Here is a 17,589-nt window from a genome sequence, read left to right as displayed (position 1 = left end):
GCTCCTTGCGCAGGCAAAGCTCCGCCATTGCCGTCTCGCGACGGCGAAATGACTTCGTGATCAGTGAAAGCTGTTCGCAAACAGCCGCTCGTGCGACGTCGAGACGTCGCATCGCATGTCACCTCGACTTACTTACTTGGGGTTGATCGCTGGCGCGTTAGCCGACCATTATGTTCTGTTTGTAGATCTCACACCCTGGCGACAGCTCTCTTAAGCCGCTCATCAGCATATTGGCGGCCTCTTCGAGCGCTTCCTGTGGCATTGCAGACAAGCTCTCCAAAATAAACCACATCCGGCCCCCCACGGTTTCCAAGCGGGTGCGCGTACCCTGCCGCCAATTCCATCGCCGACATGTGGCGCCCACGTCATCGCGCCAGATGACCTCTCCCTTGGAAGGACTTTCGATGATCGGTTCGCTATTCATGACAGTGTCGAAGGGCTCGGTACCTTCTGCAACCGCCAGCCGCGGCCGTCCAACATATGCATCGAAGTTTTCGCCACCCACCGGTATCGCGAAACGCAGGCTCACCGCGTTGTAAAGGTCAACGACAGGGTTGATCGATGGAATGCGGCCATCCTTCTCCACACGTTTCTTCAATGCCAGCGCCGAGCACGGCGTCCGGTTTGGCTTTGCTCCGAACCGGCTGTATACGTCACCCCAGTTGGCCAGATGCGCATCTCCCCACTCCGGTCCTCCGGAGGCGACGTAGTCGCAAGCGCTCAACAAAATGTTGGGATCAATCCGTCCCTTCTTTGTACCATTGGCATCAACAAGAATGCTGATCGCGCGGAAGTCAGGGGCGATGCCCGCAATTTCCTTGTCGACCACCGGAAAATTCAACACGGCCTCTAGCTCCCATTGACCAATCTGGTCTATATACCGACCATGAAAAAGAAAGTCAATATATCGACTGAGGCGGTCGCTGATGTTGAACGCGTCAGCGCCACGGTGTCTCAAAACCTCAAAACGTTCAGGCGGCAAAGCGGCCTGACGCTCGATCAGCTGTCGCAAAAATCCGGCGTGAGCAAAGGCATGCTTGTTGAGATTGAAAAAGGGACCGCCAATCCCAGCATCGCGATCCTCTGCCGTGCAGCGACCGCATTGGGTGTATCGGTGGCTGATTTCGTTGGAGTGGCGGTCAGCTTGCCGGTACGTATCGTCCCACCGCAGGACGCCTCCATCCTTTGGCGCGGCCCCAAGGGAGGCAGCGCTACGCTCCTGGTGGGAACGCAAGGACCCGACGAAATCGAACTTTGGCGCTGGACGCTGTTTCCCGGCGAGACATTCGAATCCCCTGGGCATTCGCCGGGAACGCTCGAACTGCTCAATGTGGAAGCTGGCGAACTTACCCTTAAGTTGGGCGATAGCGAACATCTCGTTCCAGCCGGTTCATCCGTGCTGGCTCGCACAGAAGACAAACACGCCTACATGAACAGTGGCAAGCAGGAACTCCGGTTTGTCATGGCTGTGGCGGAGTTGCAGCGACCACGGTTGAGAACGGGTCTCTAGCATTAACATTCTTGGCGCGGTGTCAGGTTCCGCGCAAGTAGAGGTCGAACGCGTCGCGCAACGCACTGAGCGACTGTTCCGTTTCCACTCTATCCAACGAGGCAAAGCCAAGTCGAACTCCAAGGTCCCGTTCTTGCGGTTCTGCTGCACAGTCGCTGCTGGTGAGATATTGGACACCGTGATCTTTGCGCGCCTGTCGGTGTATCGTGCTGTCCGGGGCTGTGAAAGCTCGTCCAGCACGCGAGTCCTCCTAAAGGCGGCGACACCAAAACAAATGGTTCTGTCGCAAAGATCGAAACGGGACAAAGGATGGCAGGAATCCGGATCGGCGTTCTATGCCGTGAGGATGGCGAACTGCTCGGCGATTGACGGGCTGGGATTCTAGGCATACCTCGCCTGCCGTTTGCGCATCATGTGGATCATCTCGATGCCAGACAGGATAATTTCGGCGGTCGCCTTCGCCTTGAAGCCGAGGATGGAGCTGATGCGGCACTTGATCCGTCGATGATCCTGCTCAAAGCGATTGTTGCGGTACTGGCTTTGGCGGGTGCGGATCGGCTTCAGCGGTCGCCGCGATCGATCCCGCAAACGGCTTTCAGCATCGCCGGAAAGGATCGCCTCGTGATTTGTCTGGCTGCCGTCGATGACGATGCGATCCGGCCGGCCATGGCGCTCAAAGGCCTTGCGGAGGAAGCGTTTGGCTGCTGGCAGGTCACGGTTTTCGCTGAAGAAGAACTCGACCGTGTCGCCGACGCTGTCGATGGCGCGGTAGAGATAAATCCACTTGCCGTGCACCTTGATGTGTCGTTGTTGCGTGGATCACCGAACTGATATTGAGCGGTGGTTTTCAGTCTCCTGATCCGGATTTCGACGATGCCGCACAAGTTCAATGCCGATCGGCGGGACAAGATTGCCAAGCAGAAATATCAAGTGACGAATTGGCCGGCATATAATGAAAGCCTGCGTCAACGTAGTGATTTGACCATCTGGGTGAGGAATGAGGCCCTGTCTTTATGGACGGCGCGGAGGCGGACATCGCGGGGTGGTCAGCCGAAATACTCGGATCTGGCGATTACGTTGTGCTTGACCCTGCGCGTCGTCTACGGGCTGGCGCTACGCCAGACCCAAGGCTTGATGCGCAGTGTCGCGGCGCTGATGGGATTCGATATTGCCGTGCCTGACTTCTCCACCCTGTCTCGCCGGAGCAAAGGGCTGGCGTTGCCGTCGACAATGTCCCGAGCCACATCAGGTCTGGTCCATCTGGGTTGTCGACAGCACCGGCTTGAAGGTCTTCGGCGAGGGCGAGTGGCTGGAAAACAAGCACAAAACCAAGGGCAAACGCAAAAGATGGCGCAAACTGCACCTTGGTCTCAATCTTGTCAGTGGTGAGATTGTTTGTTCCGATCTGACCGTGGATGATGTCGGCGATCCGACAGCGTTACCAGGACTTCTGGACCAGATCGGTGGCCCCGTCGAGAAGTTCATTGCCGACGGCGCCTATGATGGAACGCCAACCCGAGATCTTCTGGCGACACGCTTTGGTGAGATCGTGGAGGTCATTATCCCACCTCCCAAGACTGCCGTTGCCAGCCCTCAATCGGTGCTGGTTCCATCTGTCCGCGATCGCCATATTGCAGAAATCCAGACCAAAGGGCGGATGGCATGGCAGAAATCCACCGGCTACAACAAGCGCAGTCGCGCTGAGACCCAGATGGGTCGATGGAAGGCTGTGATCGGGCCCAAACTCAAAGCGCGACATTTTGACAATCAGAAGACTGAAGCGAAGATTGGCGTCCGTGTTCTTAACCGGATGACAGAAATTGGCCGGCCACAGATCAAATCCGGCCTTTAGTAACGGGGCGCGGCGGGGCGATTGCAAGCGACCGGATAACAGTCGATGGTCGCCCCGTAGGTTATATGTATCGCACTCGGCCTCATAAGGATCTTGATAGTGGTGGGCCTTTCTCGCGGGTGATGAGAGCGATGATTACATGAGCGACGCCAACAACCACGCAATCTACGACGTTAATACCATTGCCAACTACGACCCCAAAATCATCCCGCTACTGGATGCTCCCGTTGGGTCAGCCTTCATTCGCACGGCTTCAGGTTTGGTCCCCCCGACCCGCAAGGTGCACGAACCGAATAGTGACCTCATCTAGAGGACGTCCTGTGATCGATGAATCGATTGTGATGTGACGGCTGCGTTTTGTGCTGATTCAACATCCACCTCGATGGAGGTGGACGATGGGAAGAGCATTGAGCGGGGATCTTCGGTCGCGGGTCTTGAAGGCTTCGGACGAGGGCATGTCGGCGCGGCAAGCGGCGGCGCGGTTCGGCGTGGGAGTGTCCAGCGCGATCCGCTGGATTGCGCGGGCGAAGATCGGCGAACTGGCGCTACGCCCGCAGGGCCGCCGCCGCGCCTCCAGCCTCGATGCGCATGAAGCCTTCATCGTCGGGCTGATCGAGGAGCGCAAGGACATCACGCTGAACGAGATGGTGGAGCGGCTCATCGCCGAGCATTCGGTGCGGATCAGCCGCAGCGCCTTGAGCGCCTGGCTTCGCGGCCACGGCGGGACATTCAAAAAAGTCCGCGCACGCACTGGAGCAGGATCGCCCCGACGTCCTGAAGCGGCGCCGGGACTGGTTCGACGGCCAGCTCGATCTCGATCCGGCGAAGCTCGTGTTCATCGACGAGACCGGCCTCTCCACAAGATGGCCCGCCTGCGTGGAAGAGCGCCGCGCGGCGAGCGCTGCCGGGCCGGCGTGCCGCATGGCCACTGGAAGACCACGACCTTCACCGGAGCGCTGCGGCTGACGGGCATGACAGCGCCCTTCGTCTACGACGGCGCTATGAACGGCAACGTATTCGTGGCCTATGTCGAGCAGGTGCTGGTCCCGACATTGTCGGAGGGCGACGTAGTCGTCATGGACAACCTGCCCGCCCACAAGGCCGCCGGCCGTGCGCGACGCGATTGAGGCCGCAGGGGCGAGCCTGCTCTACCTGCCGCCCTACAGTCCCGACTTCAACCCGATCGAGAACGCCTTCGCCAAGCTCAAGACGCCCTCATCATGGCAATCTGGCGCCGAGGCAAGCCAGACAGCCTGCTGCATCATTCGGATCAGGGATCGCAATATACTAGCGAGCAGTTCCAGCGCCTGATGGCCGATCACGGCATCACCTGCTCAATGAGCCGGTCCGGCAACGTCTGGGACAATGCCGCAATGGAGAGCTTCTTCTCGTCCCCCAAAACCGAGCGGACAGCCCGTAAGGTCTATAGGACGAGGGATCACGCCAGGGCGGATGTGTTTGACTACATCGAATGCTTCTACAATCCCAAGCGGCACCACTCGACGCTGGGCTATCTGAGCCCCGTGGAGTTTGAGGAACAAGCTATGTTAGCTTAACCTGGTGTCCGAAAAACCGGCAGCAGGCCAATGTTCGCACATCTTCATCAGCCGTCGGTTAACTTTACGGTGCCCCTGGTGGCTATCTCCGCGACTTTTTCAGCGAAGCTCAGGGAGAGCGAGCGGACGCTTTCGACCGCCATCTGGAAAATCATCAAATCCAGTTCATTCATAAGGTAACTGCGCGCAACACTGGGGTGATTGCAATCGACGCACACCGGCTTTTTCACATATGTCGGTCACGACCGATCATTTAGGGTTTGCCGGCGGCCATTGACCGAAGACGTGCTCCGTTCGAACCGATCCTTAAGCGCAATGTGCGGGATCTACGCAACCCGAAGAGGCGGCCAACCAAGTTGCCGCGACAATTGATGTCGTGATCATTCCGGACATCTGCATTTCGGCGTATCCCATCTGGTAAGTCCGTTCTTTGCGGCAACGCCATTCTCGGGCCGTCTTGTACATGAAACCTCGCGGTGGCGTCCTCGAAACGCGTTGCCGCCGGGCCCTTGATCGAAGCGTCGCGAACTTTGTTTTCCGAAGATTCGGTCCTCCTTCAGAGCCTATTCGACTCGCCTTTGAACATCCACTGAAGCGTGCCGTTTCGCTCGTCCGTGTTTATTGCAGGGGCATCGCCTCTGGGCGCTTTGTCGCGTCAGCACATCAAACTCGTCTCCATATTCACTTCACAACATGGATTTCCTGAAGTACGAGGAGCGCAGAGAAATCTCCGGTCGCAGCCTACCCGGTTAAAACAAGGACCCAATGATGAAGACTCTCGTCGTCTGCTCCGGCGGATTGGACTCGGTTACTCTTGCTCACAAGGTGGCAGCCCAGCACGAGCTCGCCGGCCTTCTGTCTTTCGATTATGGCCAACGGCACCGGAAGGAATTGAGCTTTGCCGCCCTTTGCGCTGAGCGTCTGAACGTCCCTCATCGCATCATCGACATCCGCGAAATCGGTCGCGGCCTTTCCGGCTCCGCGCTGATAGACGGTGTGGATGTGCCGGACGGGCACTACGCCGAAGACACGATGAAGGCGACGGTGGTGCCGAACCGGAACGCCATCATGTTGGCCACCGCCTTCGGGCTTGCCGCCGCGCACAAGGTCGAAGCGGTGGCGACTGCCGTGCATGGTGGGGATCATTTCATTTATCCCGACTGCCGTCCGGCCTTCATCGACTCTTTCCAGATGATGCAAGACCGTGCGCTCGACGGCTACGCGAAGATTCGCGTCTACGCGCCCTATGTGAATCTTACGAAGGCGGACATTGTGAGGGATGGTGCAACATACGGAACGCCATTTGCGCAGACCTGGTCCTGCTACAAGGGCGCCGAGCGTCACTGCGGCAGGTGCGGCACCTGCGTCGAGCGGCGCGAGGCATTTCATCTTTCTGGGCACCCGGACCCCACCGACTACGAGGACTCCGACTTCTGGCTCGACGCGCTGCGAAGGAGGACCGCGTAATGTTCCGCATCACCAAGGAATTCCACTTCTCGGCCTCGCATCAGCTCACCTCGTTGCCGCCCGATCACCAATGCGCGCGCCTGCACGGGCACAACTACATCGTCGAAGTGGAGCTTTCGGCGAAGGAACTGAACGACGACGGCTTCGTGCGCGACTATCACGATCTGGCGCCATTCAAACGCTATATCGACGAGGGCTTCGACCACCGACATCTCAACGACGTGCTGGGACATGAGCAAGTCACCGCGGAATGCCTTGCCAGACATTTTTATCTATGGTGCAAGGCACGCCTGCCCGAAGCTTCGGCCGTGCGGGTGAGCGAAACGCCGAAAACCTGGGCGGAATACCGGCCATGACCGATACGCATACCGCAATCCGCGTGAGCGAGATTTTCGGGCCGACGATCCAGGGCGAGGGCGTGCTCATCGGTTTGCCGACGGTCTTCATCAGAACCGGCGGGTGTGACTATCGCTGTTCCTGGTGCGACAGTCTCCATGCGGTGGACAATCAATTCCGCAGCGAATGGGAGATGATGCCAATCAATGCGGTATGGCAAACCGTCGTGACCCTTTCCGGCGGTCGGCCAGTGATGGTGTCGCTGTCAGGCGGCAATCCGGCCATTCAGCCATTTCGTGCGCTCATCGAGCGAGGCCATCGTGAAGGTTACCGTTTTGCGCTGGAGACCCAAGGCTCGGTGGCCAGGGACTGGTTTGGCGACCTTGACGTGCTGGTCCTCAGCCCAAAGCCGCCTTCGAGCGAAATGATGACCGATTGGGCCGCTCTCGAGGCGTGCGTCGATGCAGCGCAGGAGAAGCCTCAAATCGTGCTCAAGCTCGTTGTTTTTGACGAGAGCGACTACGTCTACGCGAAAGGCGCCGCGGAGCGATTTCCGCGCCTTCCGGTCTACCTGCAACCGGGCAATCACACGCCGCCCGGTCCTGGCAACGAAGACGCGTCTGTCGATATGGACGGAATAATGAAACGCATGGAGTGGCTGGTTGAAAAGGTAACCGGCGACAGGTGGTTCGATGCACGCGTGCTGCCGCAGCTGCACGTTCTGCTGTGGGGCAACAAGAGGGCCGTCTAGCCTGCGTCTTTCGTTGCACTGGAACTGCGTCTGCGGAGCTTCGCTTGGGTGTCGACCCGTTGTTTCTTTGTGAAATCCGCACCCGGCGTCGAACTCCCAACCAGGCGCCGTTGATCCGGGGGGTGCGGATGCAGCACAGCGATCGCACCAGCAGAGCAACTTAAGGCCTATGTCACAACGCGGCCGGTCGACTCCCGCCATTTTGTAGAGCGCCAAACGATACGGGATCGCTGTGGCAATCGCTTGGCCGCCGCCAGGCTGCGTCTAACGGCCCCGGAGCGACTCTCCCATCTCCCACACTGGGCCCTTCTCTCGATAAGAGGCACGCGCCAGTGGCGTTTGCAGAAATCCGCACAAGCACGGCGTGAAGCCTCGCGCGCCGCCGCTATTTGGCACGGCACTTGCGGCCGACCTGGCAGCAGCGTTCGACCGGAGCGTCGCGACGGGAGAAACCTTGGAAGGGAGGAAGAGCCCGGCCCCTATCCGGTTGGGAGAGAAATGATGTTAGCTTCACCAATCCGCAGCGCGAGTCCCGCGCCTCGCAGGGCCTTCTATGCCAAGCCCTACGTGCAGGTGCTTGCCGCCGGCGTTGTTGCGTGGATCACCCGGCGACTGATATTGAGCGGTGGTTTTCAGTCTCCTGATCCGGATTTCGACGATGCCGCACAAGTTCAATGCCGATCGGCGGGACAAGATTGCCAAGCAGAAATATCAAGTGACGAATTGGCCGGCATATAATGAAAGCCTGCGTCAACGTAGTGATTTGACCATCTGGGTGAGGGATGAGGCCCTGTCTTTATGGACGGCGCGGAGGCGGACATCGCGGGGTGGTCAGCCGAAATACTCGGATCTGGCGATTACGTTGTGCTTGACCCTGCGCGTCGTCTACGGGCTGGCGCTACGCCAGACCCAAGGCTTGATGCGCAGTGTCGCGGCGCTGATGGGATTCGATATTGCCGTGCCTGACTTCTCCACCCTGTCTCGCCGGAGCAAAGGGCTGGCGTTGCCGTCGACAAAGTCCCGAGCCACAACATCAGGTCTGGTCCATCTGGGTTGTCGACAGCACCGGCTTGAAGGTCTTCGGCGAGGGCGAGTGGCTGGAAAACAAGCACAAAACCAAGGGCAAACGCAAAAGATGGCGCAAACTGCACCTTGGTCTCAATCTTGTCAGTGGTGAGATTGTTTGTTCCGATCTGACCGTGGATGATGTCGGCGATCCGACAGCGTTACCAGGACTTCTGGACCAGATCGGTGGCCCCGTCGAGAAGTTCATTGCCGACGGCGCCTATGATGGAACGCCAACCCGAGATCTTCTGGCGACACGCTTTGGTGAGATCGTGGAGGTCATTATCCCACTCCCAAGACTGCCGTTGCCAGCCCTCAATCGGTGCTGGTTCCATCTGTCCGCGATCGCCATATTGCAGAAATCCAGACCAAAGGGCGGATGGCATGGCAGAAATCCACCGGCTACAACAAGCGCAGTCGCGCTGAGACCCAGATGGGTCGATGGAAGGCTGTGATCGGGCCCAAACTCAAAGCGCGACATTTTGACAATCAGAAGACTGAAGCGAAGATTGGCGTCCGTGTTCTTAACCGGATGACAGAACTTGGCCGGCCCAAGTTCGAGCGCGTTGCATGAAAAATGCAGTGGATAGGGTTGCCTCATCCAAAGTCAATCCATGCAACAGGGCTAGGTAATGGCGCTCGTCCAGACCGTGCCGATCGCCGCTTTCCAATGCTCATCGCAACCTCCAACTTCAGAGTGTTGCGACGACCATTTGAATCCGCCCAATATGCCGCGCTCCTCTATCGCAATCTTCTCGCCGAGCACGATCTTATTGGATCGATGGGTCGGCGCGGCAATCCCTACGATAATGCCAAAGCGGAAAGCTTCATGAAGACGATGAAGGTCGAAGCCATCTATCCGATTGCGGATTCCGACGTGAAGCCGGCCGCCATTCCGATCAAACACCGGCCACCATTCCGGTATGAAGCCGGCCACCATTCCAACCAAAGACCGGCCGGTTTTCGGCACTGAAGATTACCTCCTGGGTCAGCAACTTTGGCATCAATTACCTCGCGATGAACGAGGACATTTTGATGCCGGCAAAGAGAAGGCTGACCATGAGACAGTTGAGACAAATGCTTCGGCTTGCCGGAAGCGGGACCAGCTCCCGCGAGATTGCGGTCGTGCTGGGAATAGCACGCAGTACGGTGCAGGATAATCTGCGGCGCGCAGCGGCAATCGGGTTGAGCTGGCCCCTGCCAGGCGAGCTGACCGATGACGCGCTTGAGAACAAACTCTTCGCTCGCAATGGCGTCAAGCAGGGCACGCGGCGGCGCACAGAGCCGAACTGGGCCCATCTTGCCGTCGAGCTCAAGAAGCCGGGCGTCACGCTCCTCATCTTGTGGGAGGAGTATCGAGGAAGTCATCCCGACGGATATGGCTACAGCCGGTTCTGCGAGCTCTTTCGCAGCTTCGAACAGCGGCTTTCGCCGACGATGCGCCAGGAACACGCCGCCGGCGACAAGGTCTTCGTCGACTATTCCGGCAAGAAGATCCCGATCGTTGATCGAGACACCGGCGAGATCCGTGAGGCGGAGATCTTCGTGGCAGTGCTGGGTGCGTCCAGCTTGACCTATGCCGAAGCGACCTGGACCCAGACACTGCCGGATTGGATTGGTTCACACGTCAGGATGTTTCGTTTCTTTGATGGCGTTCCCCGCCTGATCGTCCCCGACAATCTGAAGTCGGGCGGGGACTGTCAGGAATTCCGTGTGCGGGCGGGCTGTTGAACATTATGCAGCCATTGCCCTGATGAAGCGCTCGCCGAAGATGACAGCGAATTGGGCCTTGGCCATGGTCCACTCACGTGGCGGCATTTTCCACTCTTTCTCGGATCGGTTCAAGATCAGATAGAGCAGCTTGGTCGCCGCGTCGTCGCTGGGGAAATGGCCCCTGGCCCTGACAGCCCGTCGAAGTTTCGAGTTCAACGCCTCTATTGAGTTCGTCGTGTAAATGATCCGGCGGACGTCGTCAGGGAACGCGAAGAATGGAATGACCTCGGCCCAGGCGCGCCGCCAGCTCTGGCCGATGGCGGGATAGCGCAGGCCCCAGGGGCCGGCCTCGAACGCCGCCAGCGCCTTTTCGGCGGCATCGGCATCGACGGCGCGGTAGATTTCCTTGAGTGCGCCGGCGAGGCTCTTGCGATCTTTCCAGGACACGAAGTCCATCGAGTTGCGCAGCAGATGGACTATGCACGTCTGGACGATCGCCTCCGGGAACACAGCGGTGATCGCGTCCGGGAAGCCTTTCAGGCCATCGACGACGGCCAGAAGGATATCCTCCGTGCCGCGGTTCTTGAGCTCGTTCATCACCCGCAGCCAGAACTTGGCGCCTTCATTCTGCTCGAGCCACAGGCCCAGCACCTCCTTTGCACCATCGGCGCGCACGCCCAGTGCGATGTGGATGGCCTTGTTGCGGACCATCCCTTCATCGCGGATCTTGACCCGGATCGCATCGAAGAAGACCAGCGGGTAAATCGGATCGAGCGGCCTTTGCTGCCAGGTGGCGACTTCGTCGAGCACGGCGTCCGTCACCGTTGAGATCAGGTCCGCAGACACATCGATGCCGTACAGATCGCGCAGGTGCCCGGTGATCTCCCGGGTGCTCATGCCACGCGCGTACATCGACACGATCTTGTCATCAAAGCCGGGAAAACGGCGCTGGTACTTGGCGATCAGTTGCGGATCGAAACTCGACTGGCGGTCACGCGGAACATCGATCTCCAGCTTGCCGGTCTCGGTCGTCACCGTCTTGCGGCCATAACCGTTGCGCGTGTTGCCAGCGTCTTCGCCGCTCGCCAGATGATGGTCCATCTCCGCGTTCAGCGCGCGCTCGGTCAGAGCCTTCTTGAGCGTATCCAGCAGGCCGCCCTGTTCGAAGGCAGCACTGGCTGCCCCGCCTGCCAGAAGCTGGTCGAGAAGATCATTCGGTATCGCAGGTTCTTTGCGTCGGGTCATAGTGGGAATCCTTTTTACCCATTATGCCCGCCCGCACACGGAATTCCTGACAGTCCCGTCGGGCGTCAGCCGCGCCAGCTTCTACGATCCCGAGATCAATCGCAGCTACGGCATGATGGCATCCCATTATGGCGTCGGCGTTCTTCCGGCACGGCCGCGACGGCCGAAGGACAAATCGAAAGTCGAGAACGGCGTGCGTTTCGCCCAGTCATGCATTCTGGGGCGGCTGCGCAACCAGACCTTCTTCTCGCTGGCCGAGGCCAATGCCGCAATTCGCCAGGCACTCAATCGCATCAATGATCACGTCATGCGTCGGCTGGGCGTCAGTCGCCGGCAACTGTTTGAGAGCGTCGAGCGTGCTGCGCTGGCAAGCCTTCCGAGCGAAGACTACGAATTCGCCGAGTGGCGTTTGGCCCGCGTCTCGACGGATTACCACGTCGAGTTCAAGACCTTCTTCTATTCCGTACCGCACAACCTCATTCGTCAGCAAGTCGATCTGAGGGCAACGGCACGCACCATCGAGATCTTCCACCGCGGCAAGCGCATTGCCGTCCATCAGCGCCGCTATGGCGGCCCTCGTCATGGGACGGATCCGGATCATATGCCCAGCTCCCACCGGCGATATGCCGAGTGGACGCCGGATCGTTTCCGTCGCTGGGCCGCATCCGTCGGGCCCGAGACGGAAGGCTTGGTTGTCGCAATCCTCGCCAGCCGCCCACATCCTGAACAAGGCTTTCGAACATGCCTGGGTGTCCTTCGCCTGTTTCGCGATGTCACACGCGATCGCGCCGAAGCCGTCTCAGCCCGCGCTGTCGAGATCGGTGGGCTGAACTGCAAGAGCATCGCCTCGCTCATCGCCAATCACAAGGCCGCAAGGCATTCCACCGAACCGACCGCCATCGTCGATCACGCCAATCTGCGTGGCCCTGATTACTTCCATTGAGGAGACATACCAATGCTCATCCATCCGACCATCAACATGCTGCGCGAACTCGGCCTTCATGGCATGGCCACTGCCTTCCAGGAACTCGACGCACAATCCGAAGCACGCGGCCTCGAGCATGGCGAATGGCTTGCCATGCTGCTCGAGCGCGAGGCTACCATGCGCCGCCAGAAGCGTTTCGAAGCCCGCGCCAGAGCTGCAAAACTTCGCCATGACGCACAGATCGAGAATGCCGACTTTCGTGCCGCACGCGGTCTTGATCGCAATCTGTTCATGGCGCTCGCCGGCTGCGACTGGATCAGAAAGCATCACAGTCTTCTCATCACCGGGCCGGCCGGCGTCGGCAAGAGCTGGCTGGCCTGTGCGCTTGGCCACAAAGCTTGCCGAGAGGATTTCTCCGTCGCCTATCACCGCGTTCCCCGGCTGTTTGCAACGCTTGCCCTCGCGAGAGGCGACGGACGTTATGGCCGGATCCTCAAGCAACTCGCCAAAACCGACCTTCTCATTCTCGATGACTGGGGACCGGAAAAACTCAATGATGACCAGCGGCGTGATGTGCTTGAGATCATTGAAGACCGCTACGAACGCCGATCGACAATCGTCACCAGTCAGCTGCCCCTGGATCGCTGGTACGAGATCATTGCAAACCCAACCCTGGCCGATGCCATCCTGGACCGCCTCGTTCACAACGCCTATCGCATCGATCTCACCGGTGAAAGCATGCGAAAACAGCGCTCGCCGAGAGCGTCCGAAACAGCGCACGCTTGACCTGAAACGAAACCCAATCCAAACATCAACGAGACCCAGGATCAGTCCGAAAAATGGCCGGCTTCAAATCGGAACACCGGCCGGAATGAAATCGGAATGACTGGCCGGCTTCAAATCGGAATCGATGGCCGGCTTCGTCGGAATACGCAATCCGATGGCCGCGCAAACCGAAGTTTCGTCTTTTTCGTCGCCCAATCATCGAGTTGGCGGATGAACACAGTCCGTTCGCGCAGGTGGGGTCAGTTAGTTTCCGGCGTCGATGAGGCATGCTTCTTATCCAACAGCTGCCGGAATTCCCCTGGCTCGAACGCCATCATTGGGGCGCGAGTTTATAATCCAGCGGCTGCCGCAGCTGCTACTCGTGTGGCAAGCGTCTCCTTAGGCGGTCTTGCAGCGCCGGCCGGTCGGCGACGAGGTCGTCCAGGGGTAGGGGCCCGTGGTCCGGCCGCTGCCCGTCCAACAATTGTCGAACCAGCTCCCACGTGCCGTCCAAGACAAAGACGCCGCAATCATGATTGTTCAGCTGTTGGGCCATGGGAGCTGGCTCCGAGGTGGCGTTCAGCACTCTCGCGAGCCGTTTTGCAGGCGCGTTGTTGTGGCCCGCTCGCTGGAGGGAGTCGTAATGATAGGCGACCGGCATTTCTGGATTGCGGCGATCAACCAGCAGCAGTGACCAATGACTGCCTTCGCGGGTAAGAGTGCCGTTGTTCACTGGCACGAACACGAAGTCGGCTGGGCCGGCATTTCGATTATAGATGGACTGCAATATGTCTCGCGCGTATTGCAGCTCGCGATGACGCAGTAGATGGGATACCGACGGATCCACCAGCAGCGTCCGCGCGGCGAGCATCGGATCGAGCGCCTGCAGCTGCTCGTGAAGCAAATTGTAATCCCTCAGTATGTGCTCGTCGGCGAGCCACTGGTCGGGCCCGAGCACCAATCCCTTCGCGACATTGGATGAGGCTCTCGGACCCGACGCCCCGAGCTGAGTATCGGAGGAGGTGGTCGTGGACGTAGTCAAATCAACCACTGGAAGGCCGCGGTAGGTGTCTCCCGGCCTGGTGGTTACTGGCGATGCGGGTTGGCGAATCTTGGCCCGCGTCGCTGGCGCAGCTTCACCCATCGGCGAAAGTCGACCGCGATGCATGAGCGGACCGTCACCGGGGCCTCCCGGCCCGAAGACGGCGGCGGCCTCTGTCCCTTGCATCATCGTTTGCCGCTCCGTGTCGCCGAGCGTCTGCTTGCGCGGACGCACCGGTGCGGAATGAGCATCGTCGCGCAAGTCGGACGGCGTGGGCGCATTCAGATCAACAAAAGACTGAAGACCATCGAAGGTGCCTGAACGAGCCCTCGCACCGGGCGGCGGCCCTGGCGCAAAGTGAGCATCGTCGCGCAAGTCGGACGGTGTGGGCGCATTCAGATCAACAAAAGACTGAAGACCATCGAAGGTGCCTGAACGAGCCCTCGCACCGGGCGGCGGCCCTGGCGCAAAGTGAGCATCGTCGCGCAAGTCGGACGGATCTGAAGCAACCAATGCCTCAGAGCCAGGATAGAGATGCTGAGCTCCGGCACGTAATAGTGAAGCCAGCTCTTGCATCTGCCGCCGCACCAACTCCTCGCTTAACCACGCCAAACCTTTACCGTTCGATGACGTTGGCACGGGAGAAAGTTCCTGCGGCACGCCGGGTTGTCGAGCGCCATGGTGATGAGCCGGTACTGGCCCGGCAAACGGCGGCGGAAAATCAGGTGCCGGAACCATAGCATTGAGCTCGAATGGTGTGGGCGGATTCCGATGGACCATTGCCTCGAACCCGCCGTCCTTGCGCCTCGGCAGGACGCTGCTCCCGGCAAACTCGTCCGCACCCGGATGGCGGTCGTGACGCCTGTTCAAAGCATGCACGGCTCCTGCAGACGCCGGCGGTTGACAATGGCTCGCACTTGACCCCAGAGAGGGCAGTGAGTCGGCCTTGTTCATTCCCTCCCAAAGTAGATCCTGATCGTAATCTTCCATAGGAACGACGAATCGCGGAGCGATAGCGTCATGCGGGGCACTGTGCTGCGCAGCGGCGCCCCCGATACCCCTAATCTCAGACTGCAGCCTTGGAATGTATTCGGACTCTCTCCCCCGCACGACGAGCTGCTCTTCCAATGGCAATGCGCCCACCTGGTAGGCGGAGGGCTGCATCGGCATGCAACCGCCTGAATTAGCGATCCCGTTCAGCTGCAGCTGAATGGCGACGGCTGGCGGCGCATTCAGTTTCCTCTGCCGCTTCGCTGGCCTCAACCCAGCTGTGTCATGCTCATCGCCGACGAAGGCTTCCTCGCTTGGCATTAGGTTGTTGCTCGAGGGGGGTACACCCATCAAATCGTCCCGAGACCGTTGGTGATTGGACACTCCGGGATACCGTGCCTGGTCATGCTCGAGAAATGACGACGGGCCGGGTTCGTCCATCAGCTCCAAACCCACGGTTTGATCGCGGGCTGCCGCACGAAGCAGCTTTGGCCAACTGCCAGCTTCATGCGAAGCGCTGTGCTGCGCAGCGGCGTCGCCGACCCAACTCGGCGCCAGCGATGTCGCGTCTCCGCAATTGATGAGCGAAACGGCCCCGGGGGGGGCGTTCCGCTTAGAGCGGCCGATCGCCACGATGCCGCCTGTCGACTGCGAGCTTCGGAGATGACCTAATGCCGTCAGGAGTCTCGCGGGATTGCCCTTTCCGATGAACTCGAGCACTTCACCGCCATCGGACAACGACTTGCTATTGAGCCGAGCACCAATGCTCGTTTTGTTATTTGCGTGCAGCCAGCGGCCAAAGCGGCGAAGAATTTGTGCATTATTCTTGATGGTGAGTTCGGCGGCGTTGCTTTTGGCGAGGGCCTCCTCAAGGCCTAAAATAAGGGAAGCATCCTGGGGATAGAGAGGCTGCTGCTTCCTGCGAACCCGAACTGACCGAGCCGGCCGCGGGAAGGACAACGGGCCGGGTTCGTCAGTCAACTCGAAACGCACATCATCTTGATCGTGGGCTGCGGCAGCCAGCTCCTTTGGCCAATTGCCGGCTTCGTGCGAAGCGCTGTACTGCGAAAGCGCCTCGCCGACCCGCCTCGGCTCCATCAGTACTGCGTCCTTGGGATCAGCAACGACGGGAACATGGCGTTCGCGCTCGATCGCTTTGGCGCCGGCGTGCGATTTTCGGAGATAAGCCAGTGCGGAGCCGATCCTTCGATCACCACCGGCGTCCATCCTGTAAACTTTGACATCTCCATCCAGCGCCTTGCCGGAAAGCCGGCCGGCGATGCCCTTCTTGTTCCTTTGACGCAGGTAGTCACTGAAACTCCTAAGAGCAGTTGCATTCCTTTTGCCGGTCTCAATATCGGCGTTGTCTCTGTACTCTTTGATGAGAGCCGCGATGAGAGCCGTGTCCTCCGGATGTGGAGTCAACTCAGCGCGGCCTGCGATCGGAGCGATGCCGCCCGTCGACTGCGAGGTCCGGAGATGATCTATGGCCGGAAGGAGTACCTTTGGATTACGCTTTCCTAAGAATTCGCGCGCATCATCGGTCAGCGACTGCTGGTCGAGGCGATACTTCATGGGAGTTTTGTCGTTTGCGAAGAGCCAGCGGCCAAATCTGCGAAGAGCACGTACATAGTCGTTGACGGTGTGCTCGGAGGCCCCGGCCTTAACGAGGGCATCGTCAAGCCCCAAAATCAGCGGAGCATCCTCGGGATAAAGAGGCTGGTTCCGACGCCGAACTGACTGAGCCGGCCGCGGCGGCGTAGAGGACGGGCCGGGTTCGGCCATCGGCTCTAACCCCGCGTCTTGATCGCGGGCTGCCGCAGGACGCTGCTTTGGCCAACTGCCAGCGTTTTGCGACGCGTTTTGCTGCGCAGCGCTGGCGCCGACCCACCTCGGCTCAAGCGGTGTCGCGTCTCCGGAATTGATGAGCGAAACGGCCTTCCGCTTAGGGCGGCCGATCGACACGATGCCGCCCGTCGACTGCGAGGTCGGAAGATGACCTAATGCCGGCTGGAGTTTCGCGGGATCGCCCCTTCCGATGAACTCGAGGACTTCACCACCATTGGACGGGTTGAGCCGACCACCAATCGGCGACGGCTGGGACGCCGAGCCGGCTGGTATTGCTTTACCGCCTCCACCTGAATTGGCGATCTCGCTCAGCTGCTGCTCAAACGCCACCGCAACTGCGGACGATGCCGCGGGTGAGCTCTCTCGCAGGCCGGTCCTGTTCGATTGTTCGCGCATCCGATTGGTTGAGGTGAAATCCATCCGTTCTCACTTTCAGCAATGCAAGCTAGTTTGAAGCCGAGCGTGTATCTGCCATAGGGGAGCTGTCGACAACCTGACGAAATCGAACGGTGCTGTCACATTGA

At 59.5% G+C, this 17,589-nt stretch carries 13 protein-coding genes and 6 pseudogenes; 14 read left to right on the top strand and 5 right to left on the bottom strand.

The window, feature by feature from the left end; genetic code table 11:
• Positions 1–157: 157 nt before the first annotated feature.
• Positions 158–844 carry a B3/B4 domain-containing protein gene (locus tag ACVILI_RS32765; protein ID WP_457102778.1) on the bottom strand — a complete coding sequence of 229 codons (687 nt, stop codon included), beginning with the start codon at positions 842–844 and terminating at the stop codon, positions 158–160.
• A gap of 15 nt (positions 845–859) precedes the next feature.
• On the opposite strand from ACVILI_RS32765, the gene ACVILI_RS32760 reads away from it, so the two are divergent.
• Positions 860–1,510 (top strand): helix-turn-helix domain-containing protein, encoded by a 651-nt coding sequence (locus ACVILI_RS32760; RefSeq protein ID WP_457102777.1) that lies wholly within the window; start codon positions 860–862, stop codon positions 1,508–1,510.
• A gap of 381 nt (positions 1,511–1,891) precedes the next feature.
• On the opposite strand, the pseudogene ACVILI_RS32755 reads toward ACVILI_RS32760, so the two are convergent.
• A pseudogene (locus tag ACVILI_RS32755) lies at positions 1,892–2,320 on the bottom strand (DDE-type integrase/transposase/recombinase); the annotation flags it as partial.
• A gap of 63 nt (positions 2,321–2,383) precedes the next feature.
• Here ACVILI_RS32755 and ACVILI_RS32750 point away from each other — a divergent pair.
• The 5 genes and pseudogenes from ACVILI_RS32750 to ACVILI_RS32730 form a co-directional block, all read left to right on the top strand.
• Positions 2,384–3,362, top strand: a pseudogene (locus ACVILI_RS32750) (IS5 family transposase).
• 65 nt (positions 3,363–3,427) lie between these two features.
• Positions 3,428–3,672, top strand: a pseudogene (locus ACVILI_RS32745) (DUF2185 domain-containing protein).
• A gap of 97 nt (positions 3,673–3,769) precedes the next feature.
• Complete coding sequence (locus tag ACVILI_RS32740) at positions 3,770–4,489, top strand: IS630 family transposase (protein ID WP_276315591.1); 720 nt, start codon at positions 3,770–3,772, stop codon at positions 4,487–4,489.
• Positions 4,473–4,526: pseudogene (locus tag ACVILI_RS32735) on the top strand (hypothetical protein); the annotation flags it as partial. The gene ACVILI_RS32740 and the pseudogene ACVILI_RS32735, both read left to right, overlap by 17 nt.
• A gap of 44 nt (positions 4,527–4,570) precedes the next feature.
• Positions 4,571–4,918, top strand: a pseudogene (locus ACVILI_RS32730) (IS3 family transposase); the annotation flags it as partial.
• Between the two features lie 47 nt (positions 4,919–4,965).
• On the opposite strand, the gene ACVILI_RS32725 reads toward ACVILI_RS32730, so the two are convergent.
• Positions 4,966–5,091 (bottom strand): hypothetical protein, encoded by a 126-nt coding sequence (locus tag ACVILI_RS32725; protein ID WP_276315590.1) that lies wholly within the window; start codon positions 5,089–5,091, stop codon positions 4,966–4,968.
• Positions 5,092–5,686: 595 nt separating this feature from the next.
• Between ACVILI_RS32725 and queC the strand changes: the two genes are divergently transcribed.
• From queC to ACVILI_RS32695, 6 genes and pseudogenes are all read left to right on the top strand, one after another.
• On the top strand, positions 5,687–6,385 hold the full coding sequence (gene queC, locus ACVILI_RS32720; protein ID WP_038654928.1) for a 7-cyano-7-deazaguanine synthase QueC: 699 nt from the start codon (positions 5,687–5,689) through the stop codon (positions 6,383–6,385).
• Entirely contained in the window at positions 6,385–6,741 is a 357-nt protein-coding gene (queD, locus tag ACVILI_RS32715) for a 6-carboxytetrahydropterin synthase QueD (protein ID WP_038654931.1), read from the top strand. Before queC ends, queD begins: the two co-directional genes overlap by 1 nt.
• Positions 6,738–7,472: a 7-carboxy-7-deazaguanine synthase QueE gene (gene queE / locus ACVILI_RS32710; RefSeq protein ID WP_038654934.1), complete on the top strand. Its 735-nt coding sequence runs from the start codon at positions 6,738–6,740 to the stop codon at positions 7,470–7,472. The genes queD and queE overlap by 4 nt, the downstream gene beginning before the upstream one ends.
• A gap of 658 nt (positions 7,473–8,130) precedes the next feature.
• Positions 8,131–9,111 (top strand): annotated as a pseudogene (locus ACVILI_RS32705) (IS5 family transposase).
• 96 nt (positions 9,112–9,207) lie between these two features.
• Positions 9,208–9,510, top strand: coding sequence for a hypothetical protein (locus ACVILI_RS32700; RefSeq protein WP_457102776.1), 303 nt, complete (start codon positions 9,208–9,210; stop codon positions 9,508–9,510).
• A 62-nt stretch (positions 9,511–9,572) separates the two neighbouring features.
• Complete coding sequence (locus ACVILI_RS32695) at positions 9,573–10,268, top strand: hypothetical protein (RefSeq protein ID WP_457102775.1); 696 nt, start codon at positions 9,573–9,575, stop codon at positions 10,266–10,268.
• Between the two features lie 3 nt (positions 10,269–10,271).
• Here the strand turns inward: ACVILI_RS32695 and ACVILI_RS32690 are convergent, their stop codons facing one another.
• A complete protein-coding gene (locus ACVILI_RS32690) occupies positions 10,272–11,495 on the bottom strand; it encodes an IS256 family transposase (protein WP_038649879.1) in 1,224 nt (407 codons plus the stop codon).
• A gap of 1 nt (position 11,496) precedes the next feature.
• Between ACVILI_RS32690 and ACVILI_RS32685 the strand changes: the two genes are divergently transcribed.
• Positions 11,497–12,438 (top strand): Mu transposase domain-containing protein, encoded by a 942-nt coding sequence (locus ACVILI_RS32685; protein ID WP_457102774.1) that lies wholly within the window; start codon positions 11,497–11,499, stop codon positions 12,436–12,438.
• A gap of 12 nt (positions 12,439–12,450) precedes the next feature.
• Positions 12,451–13,206, top strand: a complete 756-nt coding sequence (istB, locus tag ACVILI_RS32680) for an IS21-like element helper ATPase IstB (protein ID WP_038646815.1) — start codon at positions 12,451–12,453, stop codon at positions 13,204–13,206.
• Between the two features lie 355 nt (positions 13,207–13,561).
• Here istB and ACVILI_RS32675 read toward each other — a convergent pair whose 3' ends face one another.
• A complete protein-coding gene (locus tag ACVILI_RS32675) occupies positions 13,562–17,485 on the bottom strand; it encodes a Ulp1 family isopeptidase (protein ID WP_457102773.1) in 3,924 nt (1,307 codons plus the stop codon).
• Positions 17,486–17,589 lie beyond the last annotated feature (104 nt).

The organism is Mesorhizobium sp. USDA 4775, from assembly GCF_054062655.1.
The sequence above is the reverse complement of the archived record's forward strand: the minus strand, read 5'-3'. Positions and strand labels throughout refer to the sequence as shown.

Bases quoted from the DNA above. Each gene is read 5' to 3' on its own strand.
- ACVILI_RS32725 (WP_276315590.1), bottom strand. From the start codon at position 5,091: ATGAATGAACTGGATTTGATGATTTTCCAGATGGCGGTCGAAAGCGTC.
- queC (WP_038654928.1), top strand. From the start codon at position 5,687: ATGAAGACTCTCGTCGTCTGCTCCGGCGGATTGGACTCGGTTACTCTT.
- queD (WP_038654931.1), top strand. From the start codon at position 6,385: ATGTTCCGCATCACCAAGGAATTCCACTTCTCGGCCTCGCATCAGCTC.
- queE (WP_038654934.1), top strand. From the start codon at position 6,738: ATGACCGATACGCATACCGCAATCCGCGTGAGCGAGATTTTCGGGCCG.
- ACVILI_RS32700 (WP_457102776.1), top strand. From the start codon at position 9,208: ATGCTCATCGCAACCTCCAACTTCAGAGTGTTGCGACGACCATTTGAA.
- ACVILI_RS32695 (WP_457102775.1), top strand. From the start codon at position 9,573: ATGCCGGCAAAGAGAAGGCTGACCATGAGACAGTTGAGACAAATGCTT.
- ACVILI_RS32690 (WP_038649879.1), bottom strand. From the start codon at position 11,495: ATGACCCGACGCAAAGAACCTGCGATACCGAATGATCTTCTCGACCAG.
- istB (WP_038646815.1), top strand. From the start codon at position 12,451: ATGCTCATCCATCCGACCATCAACATGCTGCGCGAACTCGGCCTTCAT.
- ACVILI_RS32675 (WP_457102773.1), bottom strand. From the start codon at position 17,485: ATGGATTTCACCTCAACCAATCGGATGCGCGAACAATCGAACAGGACC.